The organism is Mycobacterium sp. NPDC050441, from assembly GCF_040655355.1.
Classification (GTDB): domain Bacteria; phylum Actinomycetota; class Actinomycetes; order Mycobacteriales; family Mycobacteriaceae; genus Mycobacterium.
On the sequence record NZ_JBFAJS010000003.1, the window covers coordinates 324,469 to 345,417 of the forward strand.

Annotated in this window: 23 protein-coding genes; 13 read left to right on the forward strand and 10 right to left on the reverse strand. The window is 66.5% G+C overall.

What is annotated here, in order from left to right; genetic code table 11:
- Nucleotides 1-43: 43 nt before the first annotated feature.
- From AB0I14_RS10580 to AB0I14_RS10595, 4 genes are read right to left on the reverse strand one after another with little or no spacing between them, the layout of a single operon-like run.
- On the reverse strand, nt 44-1,174 hold the full coding sequence (locus AB0I14_RS10580) for a Rieske 2Fe-2S domain-containing protein (RefSeq protein WP_358019959.1): 1,131 nt from the start codon (nt 1,172-1,174) through the stop codon (nt 44-46).
- Nucleotides 1,171-2,715 carry an FAD-binding protein gene (locus AB0I14_RS10585; RefSeq protein ID WP_358019962.1) on the reverse strand — a complete coding sequence of 515 codons (1,545 nt, stop codon included), beginning with the start codon at nt 2,713-2,715 and terminating at the stop codon, nt 1,171-1,173. Before AB0I14_RS10585 ends, AB0I14_RS10580 begins: the two co-directional genes overlap by 4 nt.
- Complete coding sequence (locus AB0I14_RS10590) at nt 2,712-4,370, reverse strand: AMP-binding protein (protein WP_358019965.1); 1,659 nt, start codon at nt 4,368-4,370, stop codon at nt 2,712-2,714. Before AB0I14_RS10590 ends, AB0I14_RS10585 begins: the two co-directional genes overlap by 4 nt.
- Complete coding sequence (locus AB0I14_RS10595; protein ID WP_358019968.1) at nt 4,363-4,926, reverse strand: nuclear transport factor 2 family protein; 564 nt, start codon at nt 4,924-4,926, stop codon at nt 4,363-4,365. Before AB0I14_RS10595 ends, AB0I14_RS10590 begins: the two co-directional genes overlap by 8 nt.
- A gap of 264 nt (nt 4,927-5,190) precedes the next feature.
- Here AB0I14_RS10595 and AB0I14_RS10600 point away from each other — a divergent pair, with 264 nt between their 5' ends.
- The gene (locus tag AB0I14_RS10600; RefSeq protein ID WP_358019971.1) at nt 5,191-6,072 is read left to right on the forward strand and encodes a hypothetical protein; all 882 of its coding nucleotides are present in this window, start codon (nt 5,191-5,193) and stop codon (nt 6,070-6,072) included.
- Between the two features lie 37 nt (nt 6,073-6,109).
- On the opposite strand, the gene AB0I14_RS10605 is transcribed toward AB0I14_RS10600, so the two are convergent.
- On the reverse strand, nt 6,110-7,252 hold the full coding sequence (locus AB0I14_RS10605; RefSeq protein WP_358019974.1) for a helix-turn-helix domain-containing protein: 1,143 nt from the start codon (nt 7,250-7,252) through the stop codon (nt 6,110-6,112).
- Between the two features lie 126 nt (nt 7,253-7,378).
- On the opposite strand from AB0I14_RS10605, the gene AB0I14_RS10610 reads away from it, so the two are divergent.
- The 6 genes from AB0I14_RS10610 to AB0I14_RS10635 all read left to right on the forward strand — a co-directional run bounded on the left by AB0I14_RS10610 (nt 7,379) and on the right by AB0I14_RS10635 (nt 12,324).
- A complete protein-coding gene (locus AB0I14_RS10610; RefSeq protein WP_358019977.1) occupies nt 7,379-9,007 on the forward strand; it encodes an acyl-CoA carboxylase subunit beta in 1,629 nt (542 codons plus the stop codon).
- Between the two features lie 38 nt (nt 9,008-9,045).
- Nucleotides 9,046-9,294, forward strand: a complete 249-nt coding sequence (locus AB0I14_RS10615; RefSeq protein ID WP_358019980.1) for an acyl-CoA carboxylase subunit epsilon — start codon at nt 9,046-9,048, stop codon at nt 9,292-9,294.
- An 11-nt stretch (nt 9,295-9,305) separates the two neighbouring features.
- On the forward strand, nt 9,306-9,944 hold the full coding sequence (locus AB0I14_RS10620) for a nucleoside triphosphate pyrophosphatase (protein ID WP_358019983.1): 639 nt from the start codon (nt 9,306-9,308) through the stop codon (nt 9,942-9,944).
- 17 nt (nt 9,945-9,961) lie between these two features.
- Nucleotides 9,962-10,546, forward strand: coding sequence for a hypothetical protein (locus AB0I14_RS10625; protein ID WP_358019986.1), 585 nt, complete (start codon nt 9,962-9,964; stop codon nt 10,544-10,546).
- A complete protein-coding gene (locus AB0I14_RS10630; RefSeq protein WP_358019989.1) occupies nt 10,546-11,907 on the forward strand; it encodes a hypothetical protein in 1,362 nt (453 codons plus the stop codon). Before AB0I14_RS10625 ends, AB0I14_RS10630 begins: the two co-directional genes overlap by 1 nt.
- A gap of 189 nt (nt 11,908-12,096) precedes the next feature.
- Nucleotides 12,097-12,324, forward strand: coding sequence for a hypothetical protein (locus AB0I14_RS10635; protein ID WP_231965657.1), 228 nt, complete (start codon nt 12,097-12,099; stop codon nt 12,322-12,324).
- Nucleotide 12,325: 1 nt separating this feature from the next.
- Here the strand turns inward: AB0I14_RS10635 and AB0I14_RS10640 are convergent, their stop codons facing one another.
- On the reverse strand, nt 12,326-13,066 hold the full coding sequence (locus tag AB0I14_RS10640; protein WP_358019992.1) for a DUF6199 family natural product biosynthesis protein: 741 nt from the start codon (nt 13,064-13,066) through the stop codon (nt 12,326-12,328).
- 103 nt (nt 13,067-13,169) lie between these two features.
- On the opposite strand from AB0I14_RS10640, the gene AB0I14_RS10645 reads away from it, so the two are divergent.
- Nucleotides 13,170-14,057: a sulfurtransferase gene (locus tag AB0I14_RS10645; RefSeq protein WP_358019995.1), complete on the forward strand. Its 888-nt coding sequence runs from the start codon at nt 13,170-13,172 to the stop codon at nt 14,055-14,057.
- A 2-nt stretch (nt 14,058-14,059) separates the two neighbouring features.
- Nucleotides 14,060-14,470, forward strand: a complete 411-nt coding sequence (locus AB0I14_RS10650; RefSeq protein WP_358021227.1) for a SufE family protein — start codon at nt 14,060-14,062, stop codon at nt 14,468-14,470.
- A gap of 228 nt (nt 14,471-14,698) precedes the next feature.
- On the opposite strand, the gene AB0I14_RS10655 is transcribed toward AB0I14_RS10650, so the two are convergent.
- Nucleotides 14,699-15,067, reverse strand: a complete 369-nt coding sequence (locus tag AB0I14_RS10655) for a DUF6199 family natural product biosynthesis protein (RefSeq protein ID WP_358019998.1) — start codon at nt 15,065-15,067, stop codon at nt 14,699-14,701.
- 164 nt (nt 15,068-15,231) lie between these two features.
- Here AB0I14_RS10655 and AB0I14_RS10660 point away from each other — a divergent pair, with 164 nt between their 5' ends.
- From AB0I14_RS10660 to AB0I14_RS10670, 3 genes are all read left to right on the forward strand, one after another.
- Nucleotides 15,232-17,025 carry an acetyl/propionyl/methylcrotonyl-CoA carboxylase subunit alpha gene (locus AB0I14_RS10660; protein ID WP_358020001.1) on the forward strand — a complete coding sequence of 598 codons (1,794 nt, stop codon included), beginning with the start codon at nt 15,232-15,234 and terminating at the stop codon, nt 17,023-17,025.
- Nucleotides 17,026-17,118: 93 nt separating this feature from the next.
- A complete protein-coding gene (locus AB0I14_RS10665) occupies nt 17,119-17,451 on the forward strand; it encodes a hypothetical protein (RefSeq protein ID WP_358020004.1) in 333 nt (110 codons plus the stop codon).
- Nucleotides 17,448-18,437 carry a malate dehydrogenase gene (locus AB0I14_RS10670; RefSeq protein WP_358020007.1) on the forward strand — a complete coding sequence of 330 codons (990 nt, stop codon included), beginning with the start codon at nt 17,448-17,450 and terminating at the stop codon, nt 18,435-18,437. Before AB0I14_RS10665 ends, AB0I14_RS10670 begins: the two co-directional genes overlap by 4 nt.
- 3 nt (nt 18,438-18,440) lie before the next feature.
- Here the strand turns inward: AB0I14_RS10670 and AB0I14_RS10675 are convergent, their stop codons facing one another.
- The gene (locus AB0I14_RS10675; protein ID WP_358020010.1) at nt 18,441-18,986 is read right to left on the reverse strand and encodes an NTP transferase domain-containing protein; all 546 of its coding nucleotides are present in this window, start codon (nt 18,984-18,986) and stop codon (nt 18,441-18,443) included.
- Nucleotides 18,987-19,183: 197 nt separating this feature from the next.
- Here AB0I14_RS10675 and AB0I14_RS10680 point away from each other — a divergent pair, with 197 nt between their 5' ends.
- The gene (locus tag AB0I14_RS10680; protein ID WP_358020013.1) at nt 19,184-19,606 is read left to right on the forward strand and encodes an STAS domain-containing protein; all 423 of its coding nucleotides are present in this window, start codon (nt 19,184-19,186) and stop codon (nt 19,604-19,606) included.
- Here the strand turns inward: AB0I14_RS10680 and AB0I14_RS10685 are convergent.
- Both AB0I14_RS10685 and AB0I14_RS10690 read right to left on the reverse strand, forming a co-directional pair.
- Entirely contained in the window at nt 19,577-20,299 is a 723-nt protein-coding gene (locus tag AB0I14_RS10685) for an RNA polymerase sigma factor SigF (protein ID WP_358021230.1), read from the reverse strand. The genes AB0I14_RS10680 and AB0I14_RS10685 overlap by 30 nt on opposite strands.
- 26 nt (nt 20,300-20,325) lie before the next feature.
- A complete protein-coding gene (locus AB0I14_RS10690) occupies nt 20,326-20,760 on the reverse strand; it encodes an ATP-binding protein (protein ID WP_358020016.1) in 435 nt (144 codons plus the stop codon).
- Between the last annotated feature and the right edge of the window lie 189 nt (nt 20,761-20,949).

Below are 20,949 nucleotides of genomic sequence, written 5' to 3' on the forward strand. Positions count from 1 at the left end.
TACGGGGGTGCAGTGGCCGGCGGCCGCGTCGTCGGCCTCTGCGTCAGTGGGAGGCTTGAGCGGTTTTGAGCGCCGCCAGGTTGTCGGCGACCTCCTGATGCCAGAGCTCGTTGGCGTGCGTGGTGTCGACCTCCTGCTCGAAGCGGTCGGTCATCTCCGGTGTGACGTCGGCGAGATCGACGTAGAACTGTTCGTACCACCGGCGATGGTGGTAGACCGGTCCGTCCTCCTCGGTCAGCAGAGGGTTGTCGATGCGGGCCTTGTGTTTCCAGATCTCGACGTCCTCCATGAAGCCGTCCCCGAAACTCCGGCTCATCGTCGACGCGAGTTTCGCGGCCTTCTCCGCGGGCAGCCCGGGATTCTGCTGGACCGCGACTCCCCACTGCAGCACGAACGAATTGTGCGTCACCGGGTAGTGGCAGTTGATCAGGGCGATCTCGACGGTGAAATCGGGGGCGAGGTCGTTGTGCAGCCAGTTGATCATGTACGCCGGGCCGAAATACGTTGCCTCCGAACGCAGATAGGTGCCGTCCCAGAGTTCTCTGGTGGCGTAGTCGGGACGCGGTTTGGACTCCATGAACTGGCTCGCGGTGTGGCCTTCGATGACGTTCTTGAAGAACGTCGGGTAGGCGTGATGGATGTAGAAGAAGTGCGCCATGTCGACGTTGTTGTCGACGATCTCGCGGCAGTGCGACCCCTCGATCAGGATCGAATTCCATTGCCACGGTGACCAGATGCCGTCGTCGTAGCCCTCGATCGTGGGTGGGGTCAGCTCGGCCGGCGGGATCGAGCCTTCCGGATCGTGCCAGACCAGCAGCTGACCGTTGACCTCACAGGTTTGCCATTTGCGAGTGCGCGCCAACCGCGGGGTGCGCTTGGCGTATGGGACGAGCTTGCATTTTCCGTCGCCACCCCAGCGCCAGTCGTGGAACGGGCAGGCGAGGTTGTCGTCCTTGACCGATCCCATCGACAGGTCGCCGCCCATGTGCCGGCAATAGGAATCGAGCACGTGCAGTTCACCGGCGGAGTCGGCATAGACGACGAGCTTGGTGTCGAAAGCTTCGATGCCGTGCGGCTGCCCGTCACGGAACGTTTCAGCGAGCCCGACGCAGTGCCAGCCTCGGGCGAACCGCGTCATCTCCACGCCGGCGTCGATTTCCCGGATGTCGCTCATACATTCCTCCCTAGCATGTCTTTGATCGCCAGGTGGCTGAACAGCATGCTGGTTCCGATCGGATTTCCGCCGCCCGGATACGCGGTGCCACTGGGAGCGGCCATGGTGTTGCCCGCGGCATACAGACCGGCGATCGCCTGCCCGTCGACGTCGAGTACCCGGGCCGCGGTGTCGGTACGCAACCCGCCCTTGGTGCCGAGGTCGGAGATGCCGAAAGCGGCGGCGTGGAAGGGCCCCTTCTCGATCGCGACGAGTGGGGATGCGCCGCCGGAGAAGGCGCGGTCGTAGGCCTCGTCGCCGCGGCCGAAATCCTCGTCCGATCCGGATGCGACGAAGGTGTTGAAGCGCGCCACAGTGTCGGTGAGGTTCTCGGCCGGGACGCCGATCTTGGCGGCCAACTCTTCCAGGGTGTCGGCGGTGTGCCACAACCCGGCATCGACGTATTGCTGCGTGTCGACCATCGAGACGTTGGTGGCCTTGACGGGCGGCACCTCACCCTCACGGTCGTCGTAGATCATCCAGTACGGCAGCATCATCGAACCATCGGCCAGCCGCGGCAGGATCGCGCGGCCGATGCGGTCGTAGGCCGCCGACTCGTTGACGAAACGCTGTCCGTTCTGGTCGACGAAGATGCCGCCGGTGAACCACAGCGCGAACGCCGAGCGCCCGTCGGGGTGCGTCAGGCCCGGGGACCACCAGGCCTGCTCCATGAGGTCGACGTCGGCGCCGACGGCCATCCCCGCCTGATGCGCACGGCCAAGGTTGGCCGGTGGTCCCATGGTGTCGCGGGCGACGCCCGGCACGCCGTATTCACGGCGCAGTTCGTCGTTGCCTTCGAAGCCGCCCGCGGCGAGCAGTACGCCGCGTCGGGCCCGGATCGCGTGGCGCTCACCGTCGGATTCGACGATCGCACCGGTCACGGCCCCGTCCTCGACGACCAACTCCACCAGCGGGGTGTTGAGCCGCAGCGAGGTATTCGGGTACTGCTCAATGGCTTTCAGGAACCGGGCGATCAATGCCCGGCCTCCGATGAAGTAGTCATCGGGCTGTTCGGCGCCGAGCCGGTCGGCGTCCAGCGGCCCGCGCACCAGCTCGCGCAGGTGCGGGGCCTTTTCCACCTTGAGCGGCCGGGCGGCGATGTGGCGTTGCCCGTCGGTCCGTGCCTTGGGCGCCTTACCGAAGTAGTCGGGCCACGGCATCGGCGCGAACTTCAAGTTGTCGTCGGCTTCGAGGTACTCGATCAGTCCGGCGCCACCGCGGACGTAGGTGTCCTGCAGTTCCCGCGGCGTGCGGTCGCCGACGACGGCGTGGTAGTACTCCAGCGCGTCCTCGATGGTGTCGTCGGTACCTGCCCGGGTGAGCACCGGGTTGCACGGGAACCACACCCCGCCGCCACCGGAATATGCTGTGGTACCGCCGAATTTGTCGCTGGCCTCCACCAGGATCACCGACAGACCTTCGCGGGCTGCGGTGTAGGCGCCGGCCACACCGCCGCCGCCGGATCCCGCGACCAGGACGTCACACTCGTCGACCCAATTCATAGATAACGCTGCCTCCCGTACTGCGTGAACTCGGCGTCCAGCGACTTCTTGTCATCGTCGCCCATGGCCCGATACCCCGGTTCTCCGCGTCCCGCCCACCGGTACACCACCTCGACGGTGTGCCAGCGTTCCTGCTGCAGTTCGCGTTTGAGCACCTTGTTGGACCCGGTGACCGGCAGGTTCTTCGACACCCGCAGGAACCGCGGAATTGCCTTGGTACCCAGGTCATCCTGGTCGGTCAGGTAGGACACGAACGCTGCGGCGTCGAAGCCCGCGGGATCGGATACCTCGATCGCGGCCATCACCTGGTCGCCCGAGCGCGGATCGGGCACCGCGTAGACACCGGCCGCCACCACTTCGGGATGACGCCGCAGCACCCGCTCGATGTTGAGCGCCGAGGTGTTCTCACCGTCTACCCGGATCCAGTCGCCACGGCGGCCGGCGAAGTAGATGAAACCCTGCTCGTCGAGGTAGCCGAGATCACCCGTCCAGTACCAGCCGTTACGGATGCGTTCGGCGTTGGCCTCGTCGTTCTTGTAGTACCCCTCGAAGGTGCGGGTGCCGAACTTGTCGACGATCTCCCCGACCGCATCATCGGGGTTGAGCACCCGGCCGTGCTCATCGAAAACCGCCGGCACACAGTCACTCAGCGATTCGGGGTCGACGATCGCCACGCCTTGATGCGCGGGACGGCCCAGTGCGCCCGGCGGCATGTGGGGGGCCAGCACCACTGCCCCACCGCCTTCGCTGGAGCCGTAGCCCTCGAACAGTTCGGCGTCGAACCGGCGCCGGAACTCGTTCTGGTCGTCGGGTGACGCCTCGGTACCGAAGCCGCGGACCAGCGGGTTCTCGGCATCGTCGGCTTGTTCGGCGGTGGCCATCAGGTAGCCGAGCGCCTTGCCCACGTAGGTGAAGAAAGTGGCACCGAAATACCGCACGTCCGGCAGGAATCCGGACGCCGAGAACGACGGCGTCAGACAGACGGTGGCACCGACCGACAGCGCCGGCGCCCACAACGCCATGATGGCGTTGCCGTGGAACAGCGGCATGCAGCAGTACTCCACGTCTTCGCGCACGTGGCCGAACTTCTCGGCGGCCGCGTAGGCGATCCGGGCCAGCCGGCCCTGACTGCAGATGACCGCCTTGGAGGCTCCCGTCGTTCCCGAGGTGAACAGCAGCAGCATCAGGGAGTCCTCATTGACCCCGGGCGAGGCGACGGGGGTGACGCGATGCGCGTCGAGCTGCGCCGCGTAGTCCGGGCCGTCGACCACCAGGAACCGGTCAGGCGCCAGCCCGAGGTCGAGGTCACGCAGACGCTCGGCACCCGCGGTGTCGGTGACGATCAATTGGCAGTCGGCAAGCCGGATTTCGGCGGCCAACTCCGTGGCACCGCGGGTCGGGTTGATGCCCACGACGGTCGCCCCGACCAATGCGGCACCGCCCAGCCAGAACAGGAAGTCCGGCACATTGTCCAGCAGCACGCCGATGTGCAACGGGCCGTCCACCCGCATCGCCTGTGCCAGCGCGCCACGTGCGGCGGACTCGGCGACCACCTCGTCCCACGTCCAGTCCCGGTCGCGGGTGCGCAGGCCGAGGTGTTGGTCGCCGACCCGGTCGAGCAGCAGCGACGCGATGTCAGTCCGAGCGTCAGGCATGGGCTTCGGCGGCGGCGCGCTTCTGGTCGATGTAGGCCTGCGGCAGGTCTTCCTGGCTCAGCAGGGTCACGCTGACCGGGCCGGTCTGGTAGGCGTCCTCCCCGATGATCAGGCCGTCGGCGTCGATCGGCCAGTTGATGAGCTGACGGAACAGCAGCAGGTAGTCGCCGTCCGGGTCGTCGACGTCGACGCCGATCGCCTGGGCGGCCGCGCCCGGGTAGATCATCTTCATCCAGCCTTCGGTCATCACCAGATCATCGTCGACGGCAAGGCGATCGATCTCGAAAACGAGGTGGTTGGCACCGCTGGCCACGAATGCCTCGTAATAGGCGCGCACACCCTCGGTGGTCTTGGGGCCCATATCGGTATTGGCGTACCAGAAGTGGTAGTCCGGGTTCGGAGCCAAGGTCGCCATCAGGCGTTCCATATCGGGCTCAGCCTCGGCCTTCATGTGCTCGAGAACGACGCCGAGCACCTGACGGTGCCGCTCGTTGGTGGTGACGGCGAGACGCTCTTCCACGGGAACCCAGGTCTTGGTCGGGTCGATGATGGCCATGTCGGCCTCCTTATGTCGGTCTGCTTGCAGTGAGCTGGTTTGGGGGGCTGTTGTGAGCTGCACCGCAATCTTTGGCCAAAGAGGTGATGGCGGTCACCCGCCGTACGTCGATCTATTTCACCAATTCACCCGACAACTGTCGGGGTCCTCCACGTTCCGGATGCCGAAAGCAACGCCATGGTCGTTCATCGGCGCCCCGAACAGCCGTAGCGTTGTTTTCGAGGCCTGCGGGAGCCGAATTGCGGCGGTTTGCGTCCAACAAATGTGCGCGTTCCGTTCGTCGGTAGTGAGGCCGTGGCGGCCGGTCATCTCACCAGGAGCCAGCTGCGCACCCGGTATCGGCCGATCTATCGCGACGTCTACGTTCCTCGCGAGCATCCGATATGCCTGCGCGACAGGGTTGCCGGCATTGGTCTCGCATCGCCCGGCGCCGTGATCGCCGGCCTGGCCGCCTCCGCGATGCATGGCGCGCGATGGATCCACGACACCGCTCCGGTCGAGCTCATCGCGACCATCCGGCGGCAGCGGGGGTTGATCGTCCGCCGGGAGACCTTGCATGAGGACGAGGTCATGACCGTCGCGGGCATTCGTGTCACCACGCCCGCTCGCACGGTCTTCGACCTCGGCCGTCACCTGTCCAGGGATCGGGCGGTCGAACGAATGGACGCACTGATGAATGCCTGCCCGGTCGACCTTGAGGACGTCGCGCTCATCGCGAAGCGCCACGCGGGCACCCGTGGCCTGCGTCGGCTGCGGGTGGCGCTGCCACTGGCTGACGCGGGAGCCGAGTCCCCACCGGAAACGCGGCTGCGATTGTTATTGATCGCCGCTGGGCTTCCCCGTCCCACAACGCAATTCGTGATCTGTGACGAGTCTGGGCACTATGTCCGCCGGATAGACATGTGCTGGGAGCAGTACAAGGTCGGCGCCGAGTATGACGGGGAGCAGCACCTCACCAGCCGGCATCAGTATGTGCTCGACGTCCGGGTGAACCGGGTGCTGCAGCGGCTGGGCTGGCACGTCGTACACGTCATCAAGGAGGACCGGGGCGACGACATCATCGCGCAGGTGCGTGCAGCCCTGGCGTCGCGGGGTTGGCAACCCGATCCACGAAAGCAACGCTATGGCTGCTTGCCCGCGCTATGAGCGACCACAGCGTTGATCTGGAGCAGCCTCAGGCCCCTTACAGCAGGTCGGCGTCGGCGAGTTCTGCCGACGACATCGCGATCCGCCGGACCATGAGCACCAGCGTGCCAAGAAAGCGGTCCACCGGGTTCTCGAAATCCCACCCCATCGCGGCCTCCACGCGCGCCAACCGGGCGGCCACCGTGCTGTGGTGCACGTGCAGTTCGGCAGCGGTCCGCCGCAGCGAGCCATAGACGAAGAACGCCTCGGTGGTCCGCACGTCGAGATCCCCGGCATGCGTTGACGCAATCTCGTTGATACGGGCCACATCTCGATTACGTCGCACCCGGTCGATCGGGAGGTCGGCCAGAAGTTCCAGCGAGCTCAGCCGCTCGTAGGCCACCACGCGTCTGCCGAATCCGGTCGATGAGGCAAACCGCAACGCGCGCACGGCTTCATGCCATGAGGTCGATGCACTGAAGGCGTTGCCCACCGATCCGATTCCGACCCATGGTCCCGACGCGGTGCCGATGTTCACCACCGTCGGGAACTGCTCGACGATGACACGCTCCAGACGATCCGAGAACTCACGCATGTCGAACGACCCCTGGCACACAATGGCTGTCGCGTTACCGATGACCGCGGACCGCACCGCCGGCGCGGGCAGTTCACCGGTGATGAGGCGCACCGTCTCCCGCGGCGAATGCCCGGATGCCGCCAGCACACACGTCGGCCTGGTCTCGTCGAGCCCCAACAGCCGGATGGCCCGGGCCCGGTCTTCGCGATGCTCCTTGGCCGACAGCACGACCTCAAGCAGTGCCGGGTCGCCGAGGTGCGGAGTCCCGCTCACCCCGGTCCGCACGGCAACCCGCCCCAACACGCGTCGGAGCCGGTCGAGCAGTACTTCGTCCAGCGGGTGCCCGGATCCGTCACGTTCCACCCAGACGACCGTCTCGTGGCGATCCGATGTCGGCGCCGTGGCGTCATCGACCGGATCGAGGCGTCCGGAAGCGTCGTACCGGACGACGGTGCCCCCGGGCCATCGGACACCGACCGGGCACCCCGCCGTCAACGCGGCAAACCGCACGGCGGCGTCGGCGTTGACTTCCTGCTCCTCCAGCGCATCGAATTGCGCGATCAGCCGCAGCACCGATGCGGGATCGGTGCCCAGTTCGGACAGCACAAGCGGCCCGGTGGTCATGGTCGAGAGCGTAGGCCCAAGGCCCGGGCCGGCGTCGGTCCACAGCACACAAGGCGTAGCGGAGTGACGCGCGCCACGTCCACCTCTCTTAGACCAGTCTTATGGTTACCGATAGCATCGTGACTCATGACGAGCGTTACCGAGCCGTCCGCCGAGCACCAGGTGGACATCCACACCACTGCAGGCAAGCTGGCTGATCTCAAGAGGCGGGCCGAGGAGACGCTGCATCCCGTCGGCGAGGCCGCCGTGGAAAAGGTGCACGCCAAGGGCAAGCTGACCGCCCGCGAGCGCATCCTTGCCCTGCTCGACGAGGGGTCGTTCGTCGAACTCGACGCGCTGGCCAAGCACCGCAGCACCAACTTCGGCCTGGAGAACAACCGCCCGCTGGGCGACGGCGTGATCACCGGCTACGGCACCATCGACGGGCGCGACGTCTGCATCTTCAGCCAGGACGCCACGGTGTTCGGCGGCAGCCTCGGCGAGGTCTACGGCGAGAAGATCGTCAAGGTCCAAGAGCTGGCCATCAAGACCGGCCGCCCGCTGATCGGCATCAACGACGGCGCCGGCGCCCGCATCCAGGAGGGTGTGGTCTCCCTCGGCCTGTACAGCCGGATCTTCCACAACAACATCAAGGCGTCCGGCGTGATCCCGCAGATCTCGCTGATCATGGGCGCCGCGGCCGGTGGCCACGTCTACTCCCCCGCGCTGACCGACTTCGTCATCATGGTCGACCAGACCAGCCAGATGTTCATCACCGGCCCCGACGTCATCAAGACCGTCACCGGCGAGGACGTCACCATGGAGGAGCTGGGCGGCGCCCACACCCACATGGCCAAGTCCGGCACCGCGCACTATGTCGCCTCCGGCGAGCAGGACGCCTTCGAGTACGTCCGCGACCTGCTGAGCTTCCTGCCCCCGAACAACTACGCCGAGCCGCCGCACTACCCGGTGGCCCCGGCGCAGGGCTCGATCGAGGAGACCCTGACCGACGAGGACATCGAGCTCGACACGCTGATCCCGGATTCGCCGAATCAGCCGTACGACATGCACGAGGTCATCACCCGCCTCCTCGATGACGACGAGTTCCTCGAGGTGCAGGCCGGGTACGCCGGCAACATCCTGATCGGCTTCGGCCGGGTCGACGGCCGCCCGGTGGGCATCGTGGCCAACCAGCCGACCCAGTTCGCCGGCTGCCTCGACATCAACGCCTCGGAGAAGGCCGCCCGGTTCATCCGGACCTGCGACTGCTTCAACATCCCGATCGTCCTGCTGGTCGACGTGCCCGGCTTCCTGCCCGGCACCGATCAGGAGTACAACGGCATCATCCGCCGCGGCGCCAAGCTGCTCTACGCCTACGGTGAGGCCACGGTCGCCAAGGTCACCGTCATCACCCGCAAGTCCTACGGCGGCGCGTACTGCGTGATGGGTTCCAAGGACATGGGCGCCGACGTGGTGGTGGCCTGGCCGACGGCCCAGATCGCCGTGATGGGCGCCTCGGGCGCGGTGGGCTTCGTCTACCGTTCGCAGCTCAAGGATGCCGCCAAGAACGGCGAAGACGTCGATGCGCTGCGCCTGGAGCTGCAGCAGACCTACGAGGACACTCTGGTCAACCCCTACATCGCGGCTGAGCGCGGCTACGTCGACGCGGTCATCCCGCCGTCGCACACCCGCGGCTACGTGGCCAACGCGCTGCGGCTGTTGGAGCGCAAGATCATTCAGATGCCGCCGAAGAAGCACGGGAACATTCCACTGTGAGCGGGGCGAACGATTCAGCTCCTGTGAGCGAGGCGACTGTGGCTGACGAGACCGCCACCGAAGGCGTCAAGGCCGACCACGAGGCACACATCAAGGTGCTGCGCGGTCAGCCCACCGATGCGGAGATGGCCGCACTGATGGCCATCCTCGGCACTGCCGGTGGCGGCACTGCCGAACCTGAGGTTCGCGACCGCAACCTCTGGGGCCATCCGGTGGACAAGCTGCGCTATTCGATCTTCAGCTGGCAGCGGGTGACGCTGCTGGAGCGCACCCACTTGCGGCGCTAGTGAGCCGCTAGATGACCCGGGTCGTCCTGGGTTCGGCATCGACAGGCCGGCTTGGCGTTCTACGCCAGGCCGGCCTCGATCCATTGGTCGTGGTGTCAGGGGTCGACGAGGATGCCGTCATCGCATCATTGGCCGATGCCCCACCCGAGCGCGTGGTGAGCGGACTGGCCGCGGCCAAAGCCGACGAAGTGCTCACCCATGTTCCCGCCGCCATCGCCGCGGACTGCGTCGTGATCGGTTGTGACTCGATGCTGTTTCTCGACGGACGGTTGTGCGGTAAGCCCGGAGACGTCGATACCGCACGGCGGCAATGGCAGGCCATGTCGGGCCGGACGGCCCAGCTGTATTCCGGTCATGCCGTGCTCGTGGTCCGTGACGGATCGGTCACCCACCGGATCGTTGAAACCGGTGTCACCGCAGTACATTTCGGCTCACCAACCGAAACGGATCTGGAAGCCTACCTGCGCAGCGGCGAACCCCTCGCCGTCGCAGGCGGATTCACGCTCGACGGGCTCGGCGGCTGGTTCGTCGACGGCATCGAGGGAGACCCGTCCAATGTGATCGGGCTGAGCCTGCCGCTGCTGCGTCGGATGCTCGCCGCGGCCGGGGTGTCGATCGCCAAGCTCTGGAAAAGTTCCGCGCCGGCCTGACGGATCACCCACTTACGATGGCAGTTGTGCCGGTGTGGGTGGGGACCGGGCGACTGGGATGGGTCGCCGCGATTGTCGGTGTGGCTGTTGCGGTGGGCCTTCCCGCGGCCCATGCCTACCCGCCCGGGTTTCCCGACCTCGACACGTTCGACGAAGTCGACCCGGGGCCGTTCACCCACAGCTATGACTACGGCCGGGGCGGCAAGGGCACGTTGGTGTCGTTCGGCACTCCTGACGGGGTGCATTGCAACTGGCAGCAGTCGAGCAATGTTGCCGAACACCGGGAGATCAACTGCATCGGCAATGTCCCCGGTGTTCCGCCGTACGTTGTCGACCGCGACGAACCAGGGTGCACCGAGGTGCGATTCCGGGGGGACTGGTTGGGCGGAGCCGACACGTACGGATTTCTCCACAGCTATGCGAGCGGCGGCAGTTGCCCCAAGGCCGATGCCCCCCAGCCCTCCACCGTGCTCAAGCCGGGCCAGAAACTGACGTCGTCGAACATCACGTGCGCGGTCGCGCAGGGCAATGTCACCGCATGTATCGATCCCATCGTCAACCGTGGGTTCATGTTGACCCCGGCCGGAAGCTGGACGTTCTGATGTCCCGACGGGGCAGGTGGCTGGCCATCGGCGCGTTCGTGGCCGTGGTGGTCGTGGCGGTCGCAGCCGGTGTTGCCGTACCGAAGATGCGCGAAACCGCGGGCACACCGAAGGTTTCACGGTCCGCACCCGATGACGAGCCGGGTCAACTCGTGGCTTTTCCGCTCGATCGCGCGCTGGTTCCCGGTTGGCAGGTCACCGCCTCGTCATTGGGCCTGCCCGGCGGCACCTCGATCGGCGGCCACCCGTTCGCCACCCGTGGATATTTCGCGTACTTCCTCGCCGACTGTTCCGAGAACTGCGCCGCGAAAACCTGGTTGTTCGGGATCGATACCCACTCGGGCAAAGCGCTTTTCACGCCGGTGGAGTTGCCGGATTTTCCCGGCAGCAGATTTGGGACCTGCATGCGCAACGGTCCGTCGACGGCCCTGTGCCTGCCGTACGGGCAAGGTCGTGACGGCAAGACCAAAGTGACGATGGTCGATCTCGACCGGGGTGAGGTCAGCTACACCGGCGATGCCGGATTCGATGGCGACTTCCACAGTGTGGTGGCGACGGCCGGTGTCGGCGGCCACCCCACCTGGCTTGCCGCGAGCACTCCCGGTGAGGGACTGCACGGTATCGGGGAGCACGCCGAGTTGACGTGGTTCGTGCCCGGCGACGGAGCCGAACCGAACAAGCCGCAATCTACCGGCACCTCCGCGACGCTGGCGGTACAGCTGGCGAGTACCAAAGTTCCGGCATACCGCGTGTTCTCGGCCTCCGACGGTCACGAACTCACTCCGGCACCGCCCCCGGGCACCGCCCTCAAGCGCGCGGTGACCTACCCGGCCGGCTTCGCCTACCAGTTCGAGGCCGGCGCAACGGCCGGGGTGCTGTTCTACGACAACACCGGTCGGCTGCTGGCCCGTCGAGAACTCACGGGCTACGGCATCTACGCCATCGATTCTGTGCTGATCGCGATGGACCGGGACGTCTTCCGGGCTTTCCAGCCGGACGGACGAGAAGTCGCGACGATCCCGGCCACGCGCGACAGTCCGTCCTTCCTCAACGTGGGTTCGCAGCTTTACGTGCCGATCTCGGAGAAGCCGAACGACCACCGCTGGCAGCGTTGGGATCTGACCACCGGGGCGAGCGGTCAGACCTGCAGCGTGGACCTCGGCGATTACGTCGCAGGCAAGGCATCGATTGTCCTGACGACCACGGACAGCCCCAACGGCTTCAGTCTGGTGGCCACCGATATGGAAACCTGCCGGGTCCTCTGGCGTCAGTTCGTCGGTTACAACGGGGTTTTCCAGGTCGGCGACGCGCTCGTCTGGTACCGCTTCGATCAGCTCACTGGACTGCGGGCACCGCCATAGCATCCGAAACGGTCATTCCCACAACGCCTTTCACACTGCGACTGGTGATCGTCTCGGGATTGGCGACGCGATGGCAGCACCACCGCGCTGAATCCCCCTGACCCGCAGTGACCAAATTGCAACCTTCTTATTGGCGGCACGCCGCGCCGACGTCCCGAATAGTCTCAACCACGGGTTGACACTGGGCCGATGCCAGTCGAAGAAACAATGTGGGATGTCCGCGTGGCGCGCGACTTCGAAACATGCGATCTGGAGCGGCTGCGCGCTGCATTCGCCGACATCATCACCAAGCGGCTGTCGCCGGGCAAGCGACTGCTCCGCGTGGTGACCTGGTCCCAGAACGGCGGCTCCCTGTTCCGCGCCAACAACGGCGCCCGCCGCTACGCCGTGGCCTACGAGGTGGCGTTCACCGCGTAGCTCAGCGCCTGGGCGGTGCGTCGAGTTTCGGCACCTCGTTGCCGGGCTTGGCGGGCACGAGAACCGTCCCGTGCGCGTCGACGATGGGCGAGTCGGTGACCAGTCCCGCCCCGGGATCGACATAGACGGTTTCCGATTTGATCTCGTTCGACTTCGCGATATCGCGGGTGGTGCACGCATCGGACGCGGCGCTGTCGACCTGCGGCACATCGGGTTCCCAGCTCAGCTTGGCATGCACGGGAACCGGGTTCACATCTTTAGGCGCATATCCGCCGACGCGGGTGACGCACTGGTAGCGACCCTTGTGGGTGTACGTGAACTGCTTGAAGTCGGATGGGTACACGTTCGGCGGTTGCAGGTAGTACACCTCGTAGTCGACCCGGGGTGACGATGCCCGAGGTTTCTCCACGTAGCCGATGATCGGAAGCGCACCGCGGTCCTCGGGCTTCGGCGGCTTGTATGCCGCAACCGCAGCGTTCCAGTCGTCTTTCTTCTTCTGCTCGGCTTCGGCCGCCGTCTTGTCGCGCTCCGTCGACCAGGCCAGCCCGGCGAGAATCACCGCCGCGACGATGACAAACAGGCCGCCGAGGGCCTGCATGCCGTAGGCCGCCTCGCTGGGTTCGTTGGCTTCGGGGTTCTTGAACTTCCACGACTCGGTCGCCCACCAGATCTTCCTGGGCCGCAGCAACATGAACAGTCCGAGCGGTATGCCGATGACCAGGCACAGGATGGCAACTCCCACAGCAGCAGCCTAAGGCCGCAGAATGGGCCTCCAATACGGCAATCTGCGCCGGTCGTGGGCACTGCCACGCCGCGGATACCCGGCCCGACGGTACGCTCATGGTGTGCCGTTGCCTGCTGATCCCAGCCCCACTCTCGCCGAGTACGCCCATCCGGAGCGCCTGGTCACTGCCGACTGGCTGGCCAGCAATCTTGGCCGGCCCGGTTTGGCCATCGTCGAGTCCGACGAGGATGTCCTGCTCTACGACACCGGCCACATCCCGGGTGCCGTCAAGATCGACTGGCATCTCGACCTCAACGATCCCCACGTGCGTGACTACATCGACGGTGAGCAGTTCGCCGAGTTGATGGACCGCAAGGGCATCAGCCGCGACGACACCGTCGTCATCTACGGAGACAAGAGCAACTGGTGGGCGGCCTACGCGTTGTGGGTGTTCACCCTGTTCGGTCACCCCGACGTCCGCCTGCTCGACGGCGGCCGCGACCTGTGGGTCTCCCACGGCCGCGACACCACCCTTGAGGTGCCCACCAGGCAGTCCAGCGGCTATCCGGTCGTGGAGCGCAACGACGCCCCGATCCGCGCCTACCGCAACGACGTGCTGGACATTCTCGGCAAGCAGCCGTTGATCGACGTTCGCTCGCCGCAGGAGTACACCGGCGAGCGCACCCACATGCCCGACTACCCGGAAGAGGGCGCGCTGCGCGGCGGGCACATCCCCACCGCGAAGTCGATCCCGTGGGCCAAGGCAGCCAGGGACAGCGGCCAGTTCCGCAGCCGCGCCGAGCTCGAGGACCTCTACGGCTTCCTCACCGATGACGACAAGACGGTGGTGTACTGCCGCATCGGCGAGCGCTCTAGCCACACCTGGTTCGTGCTGACGCACCTCCTCGGACTGGCCGGTGTGCGCAACTACGACGGCTCGTGGACCGAGTGGGGCAACGCCGTGCGGGTCCCCGTCGCCGTCGGTCCGGACCCGGGCTCCGCACCGTGACGATGCCGGTTGCCCTGGCTGAGGTCGTCTCCGACTTCCAGGAGGTGGCCGGCCAGGACAAGCTGCAACTGCTGTTGGAGTTCGCCAACGAGTTGCCACCATTGCCGGCACATCTCGAGGAGTCGGCAATGGAGCCCGTGCCGGAGTGCCAGTCCCCGCTCTTTCTGAACGTCGACGCGTCCGATCGGGGCAAGGTGCGGCTGTTCTTCAGCGCTCCCCCGGAGGCGCCGACGACGCGGGGCTTCGCCGCCATCTTGGCGACCGGCCTGGACGGCCAGTCGGCCGAGGACATCTTGGCGGTGCCCGATGACTTCTACACTGCGCTGGGCCTGGCCGCGTTGATCAGCCCGCTGCGGCTGCGGGGTATGTCGGCGATGCTGACGCGGATCAAGCGGCGCCTGCGCGCCGCCTGAGCGGTAGAACAGGTCAGCTCCGCGGTACCCGATTCCCCGGCGCAGCGCCGGAAACCTCGGCACCAGCCCCGTCCGAGACGGGGCCATCGGTGAGAATCATTGTGCTATGGGCGATTTCACCCATCGACTGGTCTTCACTCGCACCCCCCGGGCCTCCGATCCGACACTCCGCCTTGTCCTTGTCGGGGTGCCCACCGGCGTCGGACCAACGCAGCCTCACGTTGACCGTCACAGTGGGAGTGCCCAGGCCGGACACCACGGGAACCACCTGACAGCCCCCAGACGGGCGGCTCGACGAAATCCCGTCGTCGACCTGGACGCCCTTCGGGACGAGAGACGACACCTCCAGGAATTGCGCACCCTTGTGGATGCCGCCGGATGCGGCCTGAACAGGGCACCACCGGCCTGGGTCATTCCGTAAGCCGTGTCGCTCGGCTCGTTGGCCTCCGGATGGCGAAATTTCCAGGACTGGGTGGCCCACCAGATCCTCCTCGGCGCCGCGGCCATCACGCCACCCACCAACACGCCCACGATAATCAGAAATATCCCCGCACCCACGGGCCAACAGTAATAGCGTCGGATTGCGGGCCGCCGCACGAATTCCGCTCGTCAACAGGACTGATGGGTTCGTCGACAGATTCAGCCCGAAACCTACTCACCGGTAACCGATACCGGTTTGGCAAGCGCCAAGGTGCGGCGCATAAACTGCCCGCGATAGATTCTTAAAGACGTTTCTTAGAGAACACTGCCGAGGAGGCACCGTGGCCAACCACGCCAGCTCAAAGATCTCCAAGGTGCTGGTCGCCAATCGCGGGGAGATCGCGGTCCGGGTGATCCGCGCCGCCAAAGACGCCGGGCTTGCCAGCGTGGCCGTTTACGCCGAGCCGGACGCCGACGCTCCGCACGTACGGCTTGCCGATGAAGCTTTCGCCCTGGGGGGACAGACCTCAGCCGAGTCCTACCTGGTCTTCGAGAAGATCCTGGACGCTGCCGCCAAGTCCGGCGCCAACGCCATCCACCCGGGTTACGGCTTCCTGTCGGAGAACGCCGACTTCGCCCAGGCCGTGCTCGATGCCGGGCTGATCTGGATCGGGCCGAGCCCGCAGTCGATTCGCGACCTGGGTGACAAGGTCACCGCGCGCCACATCGCCGCGCGTGCCCAGGCGCCGCTGGTTCCGGGCACCCCGGACCCGGTGAAGGACGCGGACGAGGTCGTCGCGTTCGCCGAGGAGTTCGGCGTGCCGGTCGCGATCAAGGCCGCCTTCGGCGGTGGCGGTCGCGGCATGAAGGTGGCCCGCACCATCGAAGAGATCCCCGAACTGTTCGAGTCGGCGACCCGTGAGGCCGTTGCCGCTTTCGGTCGCGGCGAGTGCTTCGTCGAGCGCTACCTGGACAAGCCGCGCCACGTCGAGGCCCAGGTGATCGCCGATACGCACGGCAACGTCGTCGTCGCGGGCACCCGCGACTGCTCGCTGCAGCGCCGCTTCCAGAAGCTGGTCGAGGAGGCCCCGGCGCCGTTCCTGACCGACGCGCAGCGCAAGGAGATCCACGAGTCCGCCAAGCGCATCTGCAAGGAAGCCGGGTACTACGGCGCCGGCACCGTCGAGTACCTGGTCGGTCAGGACGGCCTGATCTCCTTCCTGGAGGTCAACACCCGTCTGCAGGTCGAACACCCGGTCACCGAGGAAACCTCGGGCATCGACCTGGTGCGTCAGCAGTTCAAGATCGCCAACGGCGAGGCCCTGGACATCACCGAGGATCCGACGCCGCGCGGCCACTCGTTCGAGTTCCGCATCAACGGTGAGGACGCCGGTCGCGGCTTCCTGCCCGCCCCCGGGCCCGTCACCAAGTTCGAGGCCCCCACGGGCCCCGGCGTCCGCATGGACTCGGGTGTGGAGACCGGTTCGGTCATCGGCGGTCAGTTCGACTCGATGCTGGCCAAGCTGATCGTCACCGGTGCCACCCGTGACGAGGCGCTGGATCGGTCCCGTCGCGCCCTTGCCGAGTTCAACGTCGAGGGACTGGCCACCGTCATCCCGTTCCACCGTGCCGTGGTGTCCGACCCCGCCTTCATCGGCGACGAGGACGGTTTCACCGTGCACACCCGCTGGATCGAGACCGAGTGGGACAACACGGTCGAGCCGTTCACCGGTGGCGACCCGATCGAAGAAGAGGACACCATCCCTCGCCAGACCGTGGTCGTCGAGGTCGGTGGGCGTCGCCTCGAGGTGTCGCTGCCCGGTGACCTGGCGCTCGGCGGCGGCGGTGGTGCTGCCTCCGGCGCGATTCGCAAGAAGCCCAAGGCCCGCAAGCGCGGCGCCAGCGGCGGTGCGGCGGCATCGGGCGACTCGGTGACCGCGCCGATGCAGGGCACCGTGGTCAAGGTGGCCGTCGAGGAGGGCCAGGAGGTGGCCGCAGGCGACCTCGTCGTGGTTCTGGAGGCCATGAAGATGGAGAACCCGGTGACCGCCCACAAGGACGGCGTCATCACGGGGTTGGCCGTCGAGGCCGGTGCCGCCATCACCCAGGGCACCGTGATCGCCGAGATCAAGTAGTTTCGGTCTTTTTCGTCGAGGCTGTAGTCACCGCAATGCGGGTGACTACAGCCTCGCGGCGTTTCCGGGGACCGTCTGTGGAACGCTGGGCATGTGGAACCCGTAGAGATCAACAACGGCCAGTGGTATCTGCGCGGGCTGCGCGCCGATGACCGCGTCGACGACCGGCACGCACTCGCCGATCTGGGCGAGTCGGACCTGGACTACGTGCATGACGCCGTGGACGGCTGGGCCGATGACACGCGGTACACCTGGGCCGTCTGCGAGCCGACCACCGGCGAACTCCTCGCCGAGGTGGTCCTGGATCCCGTCACCGGATTCCTGAGCAGTCGGGGCCGTCCCGGCTTCGAGGACGCCGCCGCCATCTCGGAGGACACCGTGCGGCGGTACGCCACGGAAATCCTCGGGTTGGTGGTGCACACGTGACCACGCCCCCGAAAGTCGTCACGGTCACCGGCGCGGCCGGCCAGATCGGCTACGCCGCCCTGTTCCGCATCGGGGCCGGCGCACTGCTGGGACGCGACGTGCCGGTGAAGCTGAGGCTGCTGGAACTGCCCGCGGCGATCCGGGCGGCCGAAGGCGTGGTCATGGAGCTGGTCGACAGCGCCTTCGACGGGCTGGTCGACATTGAGATACATGACGATCCGGTGCGGGCGTTCGACGGCGTGGACGTGGCGCTGCTGGTCGGGGCTAGGCCCCGCAGTAAGGGCATGGAACGCGCCGACCTGTTGGCGGCGAACGCCGCGATCTTCGCCGAGTCTGGCAAGGCCCTGAACTCCGGCGCGGCCGGCGACGTGCGCGTCGTCGTGGTCGGCAACCCGGCCAACACGAACGCGTTGGTGGCCGCGGCCCACGCGCCCGACATCCCGTCGGAGCGATTCACGGCCTTGACCCGGCTGGACCACAACCGGGCGGTCGCGGCCCTGGCCACGCACGCGGGTGTACACGTCACCGACGTGTCCCGGGTGACCGTGTGGGGCAACCACTCTCCGAGCATGTACCCCGACATCTTTCACGCGGTGGTCGACGGGCGGCCGGGCGCCGAGTACGCCTCTGACACCGACTGGCTGACCAACGATTTCATCCCGGCCGTGGCGACCCGCGGTACCGCGATCATCGAGGCCCGTGGCACCTCGTCGGCGGCGTCGGCCGCCAACGCCGCCATCGATCACGTACGGGACTGGGTGGACGGCACCGACCCCGCTGACTGGACCTCGGTGGCACTGCCCTCCCCCGGGGTCTACGGGGTGCCCGAGGGTGTGGTCGCCTCACTGCCGGTCCGTGCAGTCGACGGCAGGTGGGAAATCGTCGAAGGCCTGGAGATCAACGAGTTCTCCCGGGCCCGGATCGATGCGTCAGTGGCCGAACTTCTGGAGGAGCGCCACGCGGTCGAACGACTGGGCCTGCTGTAGCGGTCAGCGCTCGTCGATATCGAGACCGGTGGCTAGGTCACCGCACTCCACGGCGACGACGTCGTCGCGGCCGCCTAGAAACGCCCGGGCCCCCTGGTCGCCATCCAGGGCCCCGGACAGCGCCACAAGGTGCCTGCGGGCCACGACGACGGGGTGTCCGGGACGCCCGTCATAGCGGGCGCGGGCCAGACCGGAACCGGCGCCACGCGCCGCGTGCAAGACCCGGCCGACGACGTCGGCGCCGATGTCCGGTGTGTCGACGGCGTGCAGGATGACCCATTCCGCGTCGCCGACTGCTGCCAGCCCTTCGCGTACCGACGCGCTCATACCGTCGGCCCAGCGTGCGGCCACCACGGCGCGAGCCGGGGCGGGCACGTCCACCACGGCGGCACCTAACACCACGATCACCTCGTCGCAGCCTCCGTCGGCGAGTGCGGCCACTGCCCGTCGGAGCCAGACACCCTCTTCAGCAAGAACTTTCGGCATTCCGAAGCGGCTGCCCGCACCGGCAGCCAGCAAAACCCCGGCGACCCCGTCGGTGTTGGACATGCGAACAGTCTGACCCGGGACTCTAAGAATCCACTCAGACAAATTGTCCGATGACCTTGATGACGGTAGGGTCCTTTACAGGTTGAGTTCACAGCCGCAGCGGGCGTCATCGGCATACGCGCGGGGACTCGCATCGATGTCGACAGACGCCGCACCAACAGTACGAATACACGTATTACGACTGATGGAGCTATCAAATGACCGTCTTTTCGACGAACGCACTGATCGACCGGACCGACGATTCGCCGGCGAGGTTCGCCACCCGCTGGCTGCCGCCGTCAACGGCGGTGATCAGCGCTCACGGCGAGATCGATGCCACCAACGCAGCCGAGTTCGCCGATTACGCATTACGGCACATCGGTAAGGCCGAGCGGGTAGCCATCGACCTCACAGAGGTCGAGTTCTTCGGCACCGCAGGACTTTCCGCTCTCAAGGCCATCGAAGCGCGATGCTCTGCAGGCAATATCGACTGGGTGTTGGCGCCCAGCAAGGCAGTAAACCGGCTGCTGCGCATCTGCGACCTCGATTCGGACTGGCACACGTGCTACAGCGTGGCCGCAGCCCTGTCCACGTTGAACGGCAAAACCCCGTTACTGCAGCTGGTCACGAAGTCGCGCTAGCGATTTCGCCAGCAGCCGGGATACGTGCATCTGCGAGACACCGACACGCTCGGCGATCTGCGTCTGCGTCATGGATTCGAAGAATCGGAGCAGTAGTACCGTTCGTTCCCGCTCAGGTAACTGAGCGAGCAACGGCCGCAACGTTTCTCGATTGTCGATTTGATCCAGGCCAAAGTCCAGGTCGCCGAGCGTGTCCACTATCGCCGGCGCATCCTCATCGCCACCACCACCGCTGTCGATCGAGAGGGTGTTGTACGAGCTGCCCGCCACCAGGCCTTCGATCACCTCTTCGCGGTCCATGTCGAGTTCCTCGGCGAGCTCGGAAGCCGTCGGAGCACGGCCCAGCCGTTGGGACAGCTCCGCCGTTGCCGCGCCGAGCCGCAGGTGCAGCTCCTTGAGCCGCCGTGGCACCTTCACCGACCAACTGTTGTCCCGGAAGTGGCGCCTGACCTCCCCCATGATCGTCGGCACCGCGAACGACACGAAGTCGGACCCGGCCTCGACATCGAACCGATTCACCGCATTGACCAGGCCGACCCGCGCCACCTGGACCAGGTCCTCGCGCGGCTCACCGCGGCCGTCGAATCGCCGCGCGATGTGATCGGCGAGCGGCAGGCACCGCTCGACAATCCGCTCACGTTGGCGTTCATAGGCCGACGATTCCTCGGACAATCCGCTGAGCTCACGAAACATGTCGCGAACGTCCGCATATTCCGACGTCACCGCAGCAGGCTCGCTCGCCTCGTCGTCAGGGCGATGCCGTGTACCTGCCCGGCGACGGGGCCGTCACCGTCGATGAAGGTGCTGACCTCGTCGGTCAGGGAGCTGAGCACATGCCAGCTGAAGCTGCCGGGCTCAACCACCGCGGCGCCGGTGCAGGCGGCCGAGGCGGTGATCACCACGGTGTCTTCACTCGGGTCGATGTTCAACCGCAGGCTCGAATCCGGCAATGCGGCCCGGATCAAGGCCGTGCAGGCCTCGTCCACGGCCAACCGCAGGTCGGCGACGACGTCGAAATCAAGGTCTTCGAACGCTGCCACTGCAGCGACAAGCGTACGTACCACAGCCAGGTTCTCCAGTCTGGCAGCGACCCGAATCTCCACCGACCGCTCTGGGCGGTCCGTGGACTTGGGTTGGCCTTGTTCGTCGGCCATCTCACCTCCCGGCATCTCGGGACCGAGAGTATCCCAGGCGGGCTCCCGGCCTCACGGCATCGCTCTGCTCGGCGTGCTCGCCCAGCCCTGAATCTCAACGCGCCGACCAGTTTCCATACGGCTCCGTGGCTCCTTTCCTGCGCCCCGATCGGTCCCCGCCCGGGACCTATCCCGCCAGGTATGCCCATC

Coding starts and splice junctions, on each gene's coding strand:
- AB0I14_RS10580 (WP_358019959.1), bottom strand. CDS start 1,174: ATGAGCGACATCCGGGAAATCGACGCCGGCGTGGAGATGACGCGGTTC.
- AB0I14_RS10585 (WP_358019962.1), bottom strand. CDS start 2,715: ATGAATTGGGTCGACGAGTGTGACGTCCTGGTCGCGGGATCCGGCGGC.
- AB0I14_RS10590 (WP_358019965.1), bottom strand. CDS start 4,370: ATGCCTGACGCTCGGACTGACATCGCGTCGCTGCTGCTCGACCGGGTC.
- AB0I14_RS10595 (WP_358019968.1), bottom strand. CDS start 4,926: ATGGCCATCATCGACCCGACCAAGACCTGGGTTCCCGTGGAAGAGCGT.
- AB0I14_RS10605 (WP_358019974.1), bottom strand. CDS start 7,252: ATGACCACCGGGCCGCTTGTGCTGTCCGAACTGGGCACCGATCCCGCA.
- AB0I14_RS10610 (WP_358019977.1), top strand. CDS start 7,379: ATGACGAGCGTTACCGAGCCGTCCGCCGAGCACCAGGTGGACATCCAC.
- AB0I14_RS10620 (WP_358019983.1), top strand. CDS start 9,306: ATGACCCGGGTCGTCCTGGGTTCGGCATCGACAGGCCGGCTTGGCGTT.
- AB0I14_RS10625 (WP_358019986.1), top strand. CDS start 9,962: ATGGCAGTTGTGCCGGTGTGGGTGGGGACCGGGCGACTGGGATGGGTC.
- AB0I14_RS10630 (WP_358019989.1), top strand. CDS start 10,546: ATGTCCCGACGGGGCAGGTGGCTGGCCATCGGCGCGTTCGTGGCCGTG.
- AB0I14_RS10635 (WP_231965657.1), top strand. CDS start 12,097: ATGCCAGTCGAAGAAACAATGTGGGATGTCCGCGTGGCGCGCGACTTC.
- AB0I14_RS10650 (WP_358021227.1), top strand. CDS start 14,060: ATGCCGGTTGCCCTGGCTGAGGTCGTCTCCGACTTCCAGGAGGTGGCC.
- AB0I14_RS10675 (WP_358020010.1), bottom strand. CDS start 18,986: ATGTCCAACACCGACGGGGTCGCCGGGGTTTTGCTGGCTGCCGGTGCG.
- AB0I14_RS10680 (WP_358020013.1), top strand. CDS start 19,184: ATGACCGTCTTTTCGACGAACGCACTGATCGACCGGACCGACGATTCG.
- AB0I14_RS10685 (WP_358021230.1), bottom strand. CDS start 20,299: ATGTTTCGTGAGCTCAGCGGATTGTCCGAGGAATCGTCGGCCTATGAA.
- AB0I14_RS10690 (WP_358020016.1), bottom strand. CDS start 20,760: ATGGCCGACGAACAAGGCCAACCCAAGTCCACGGACCGCCCAGAGCGG.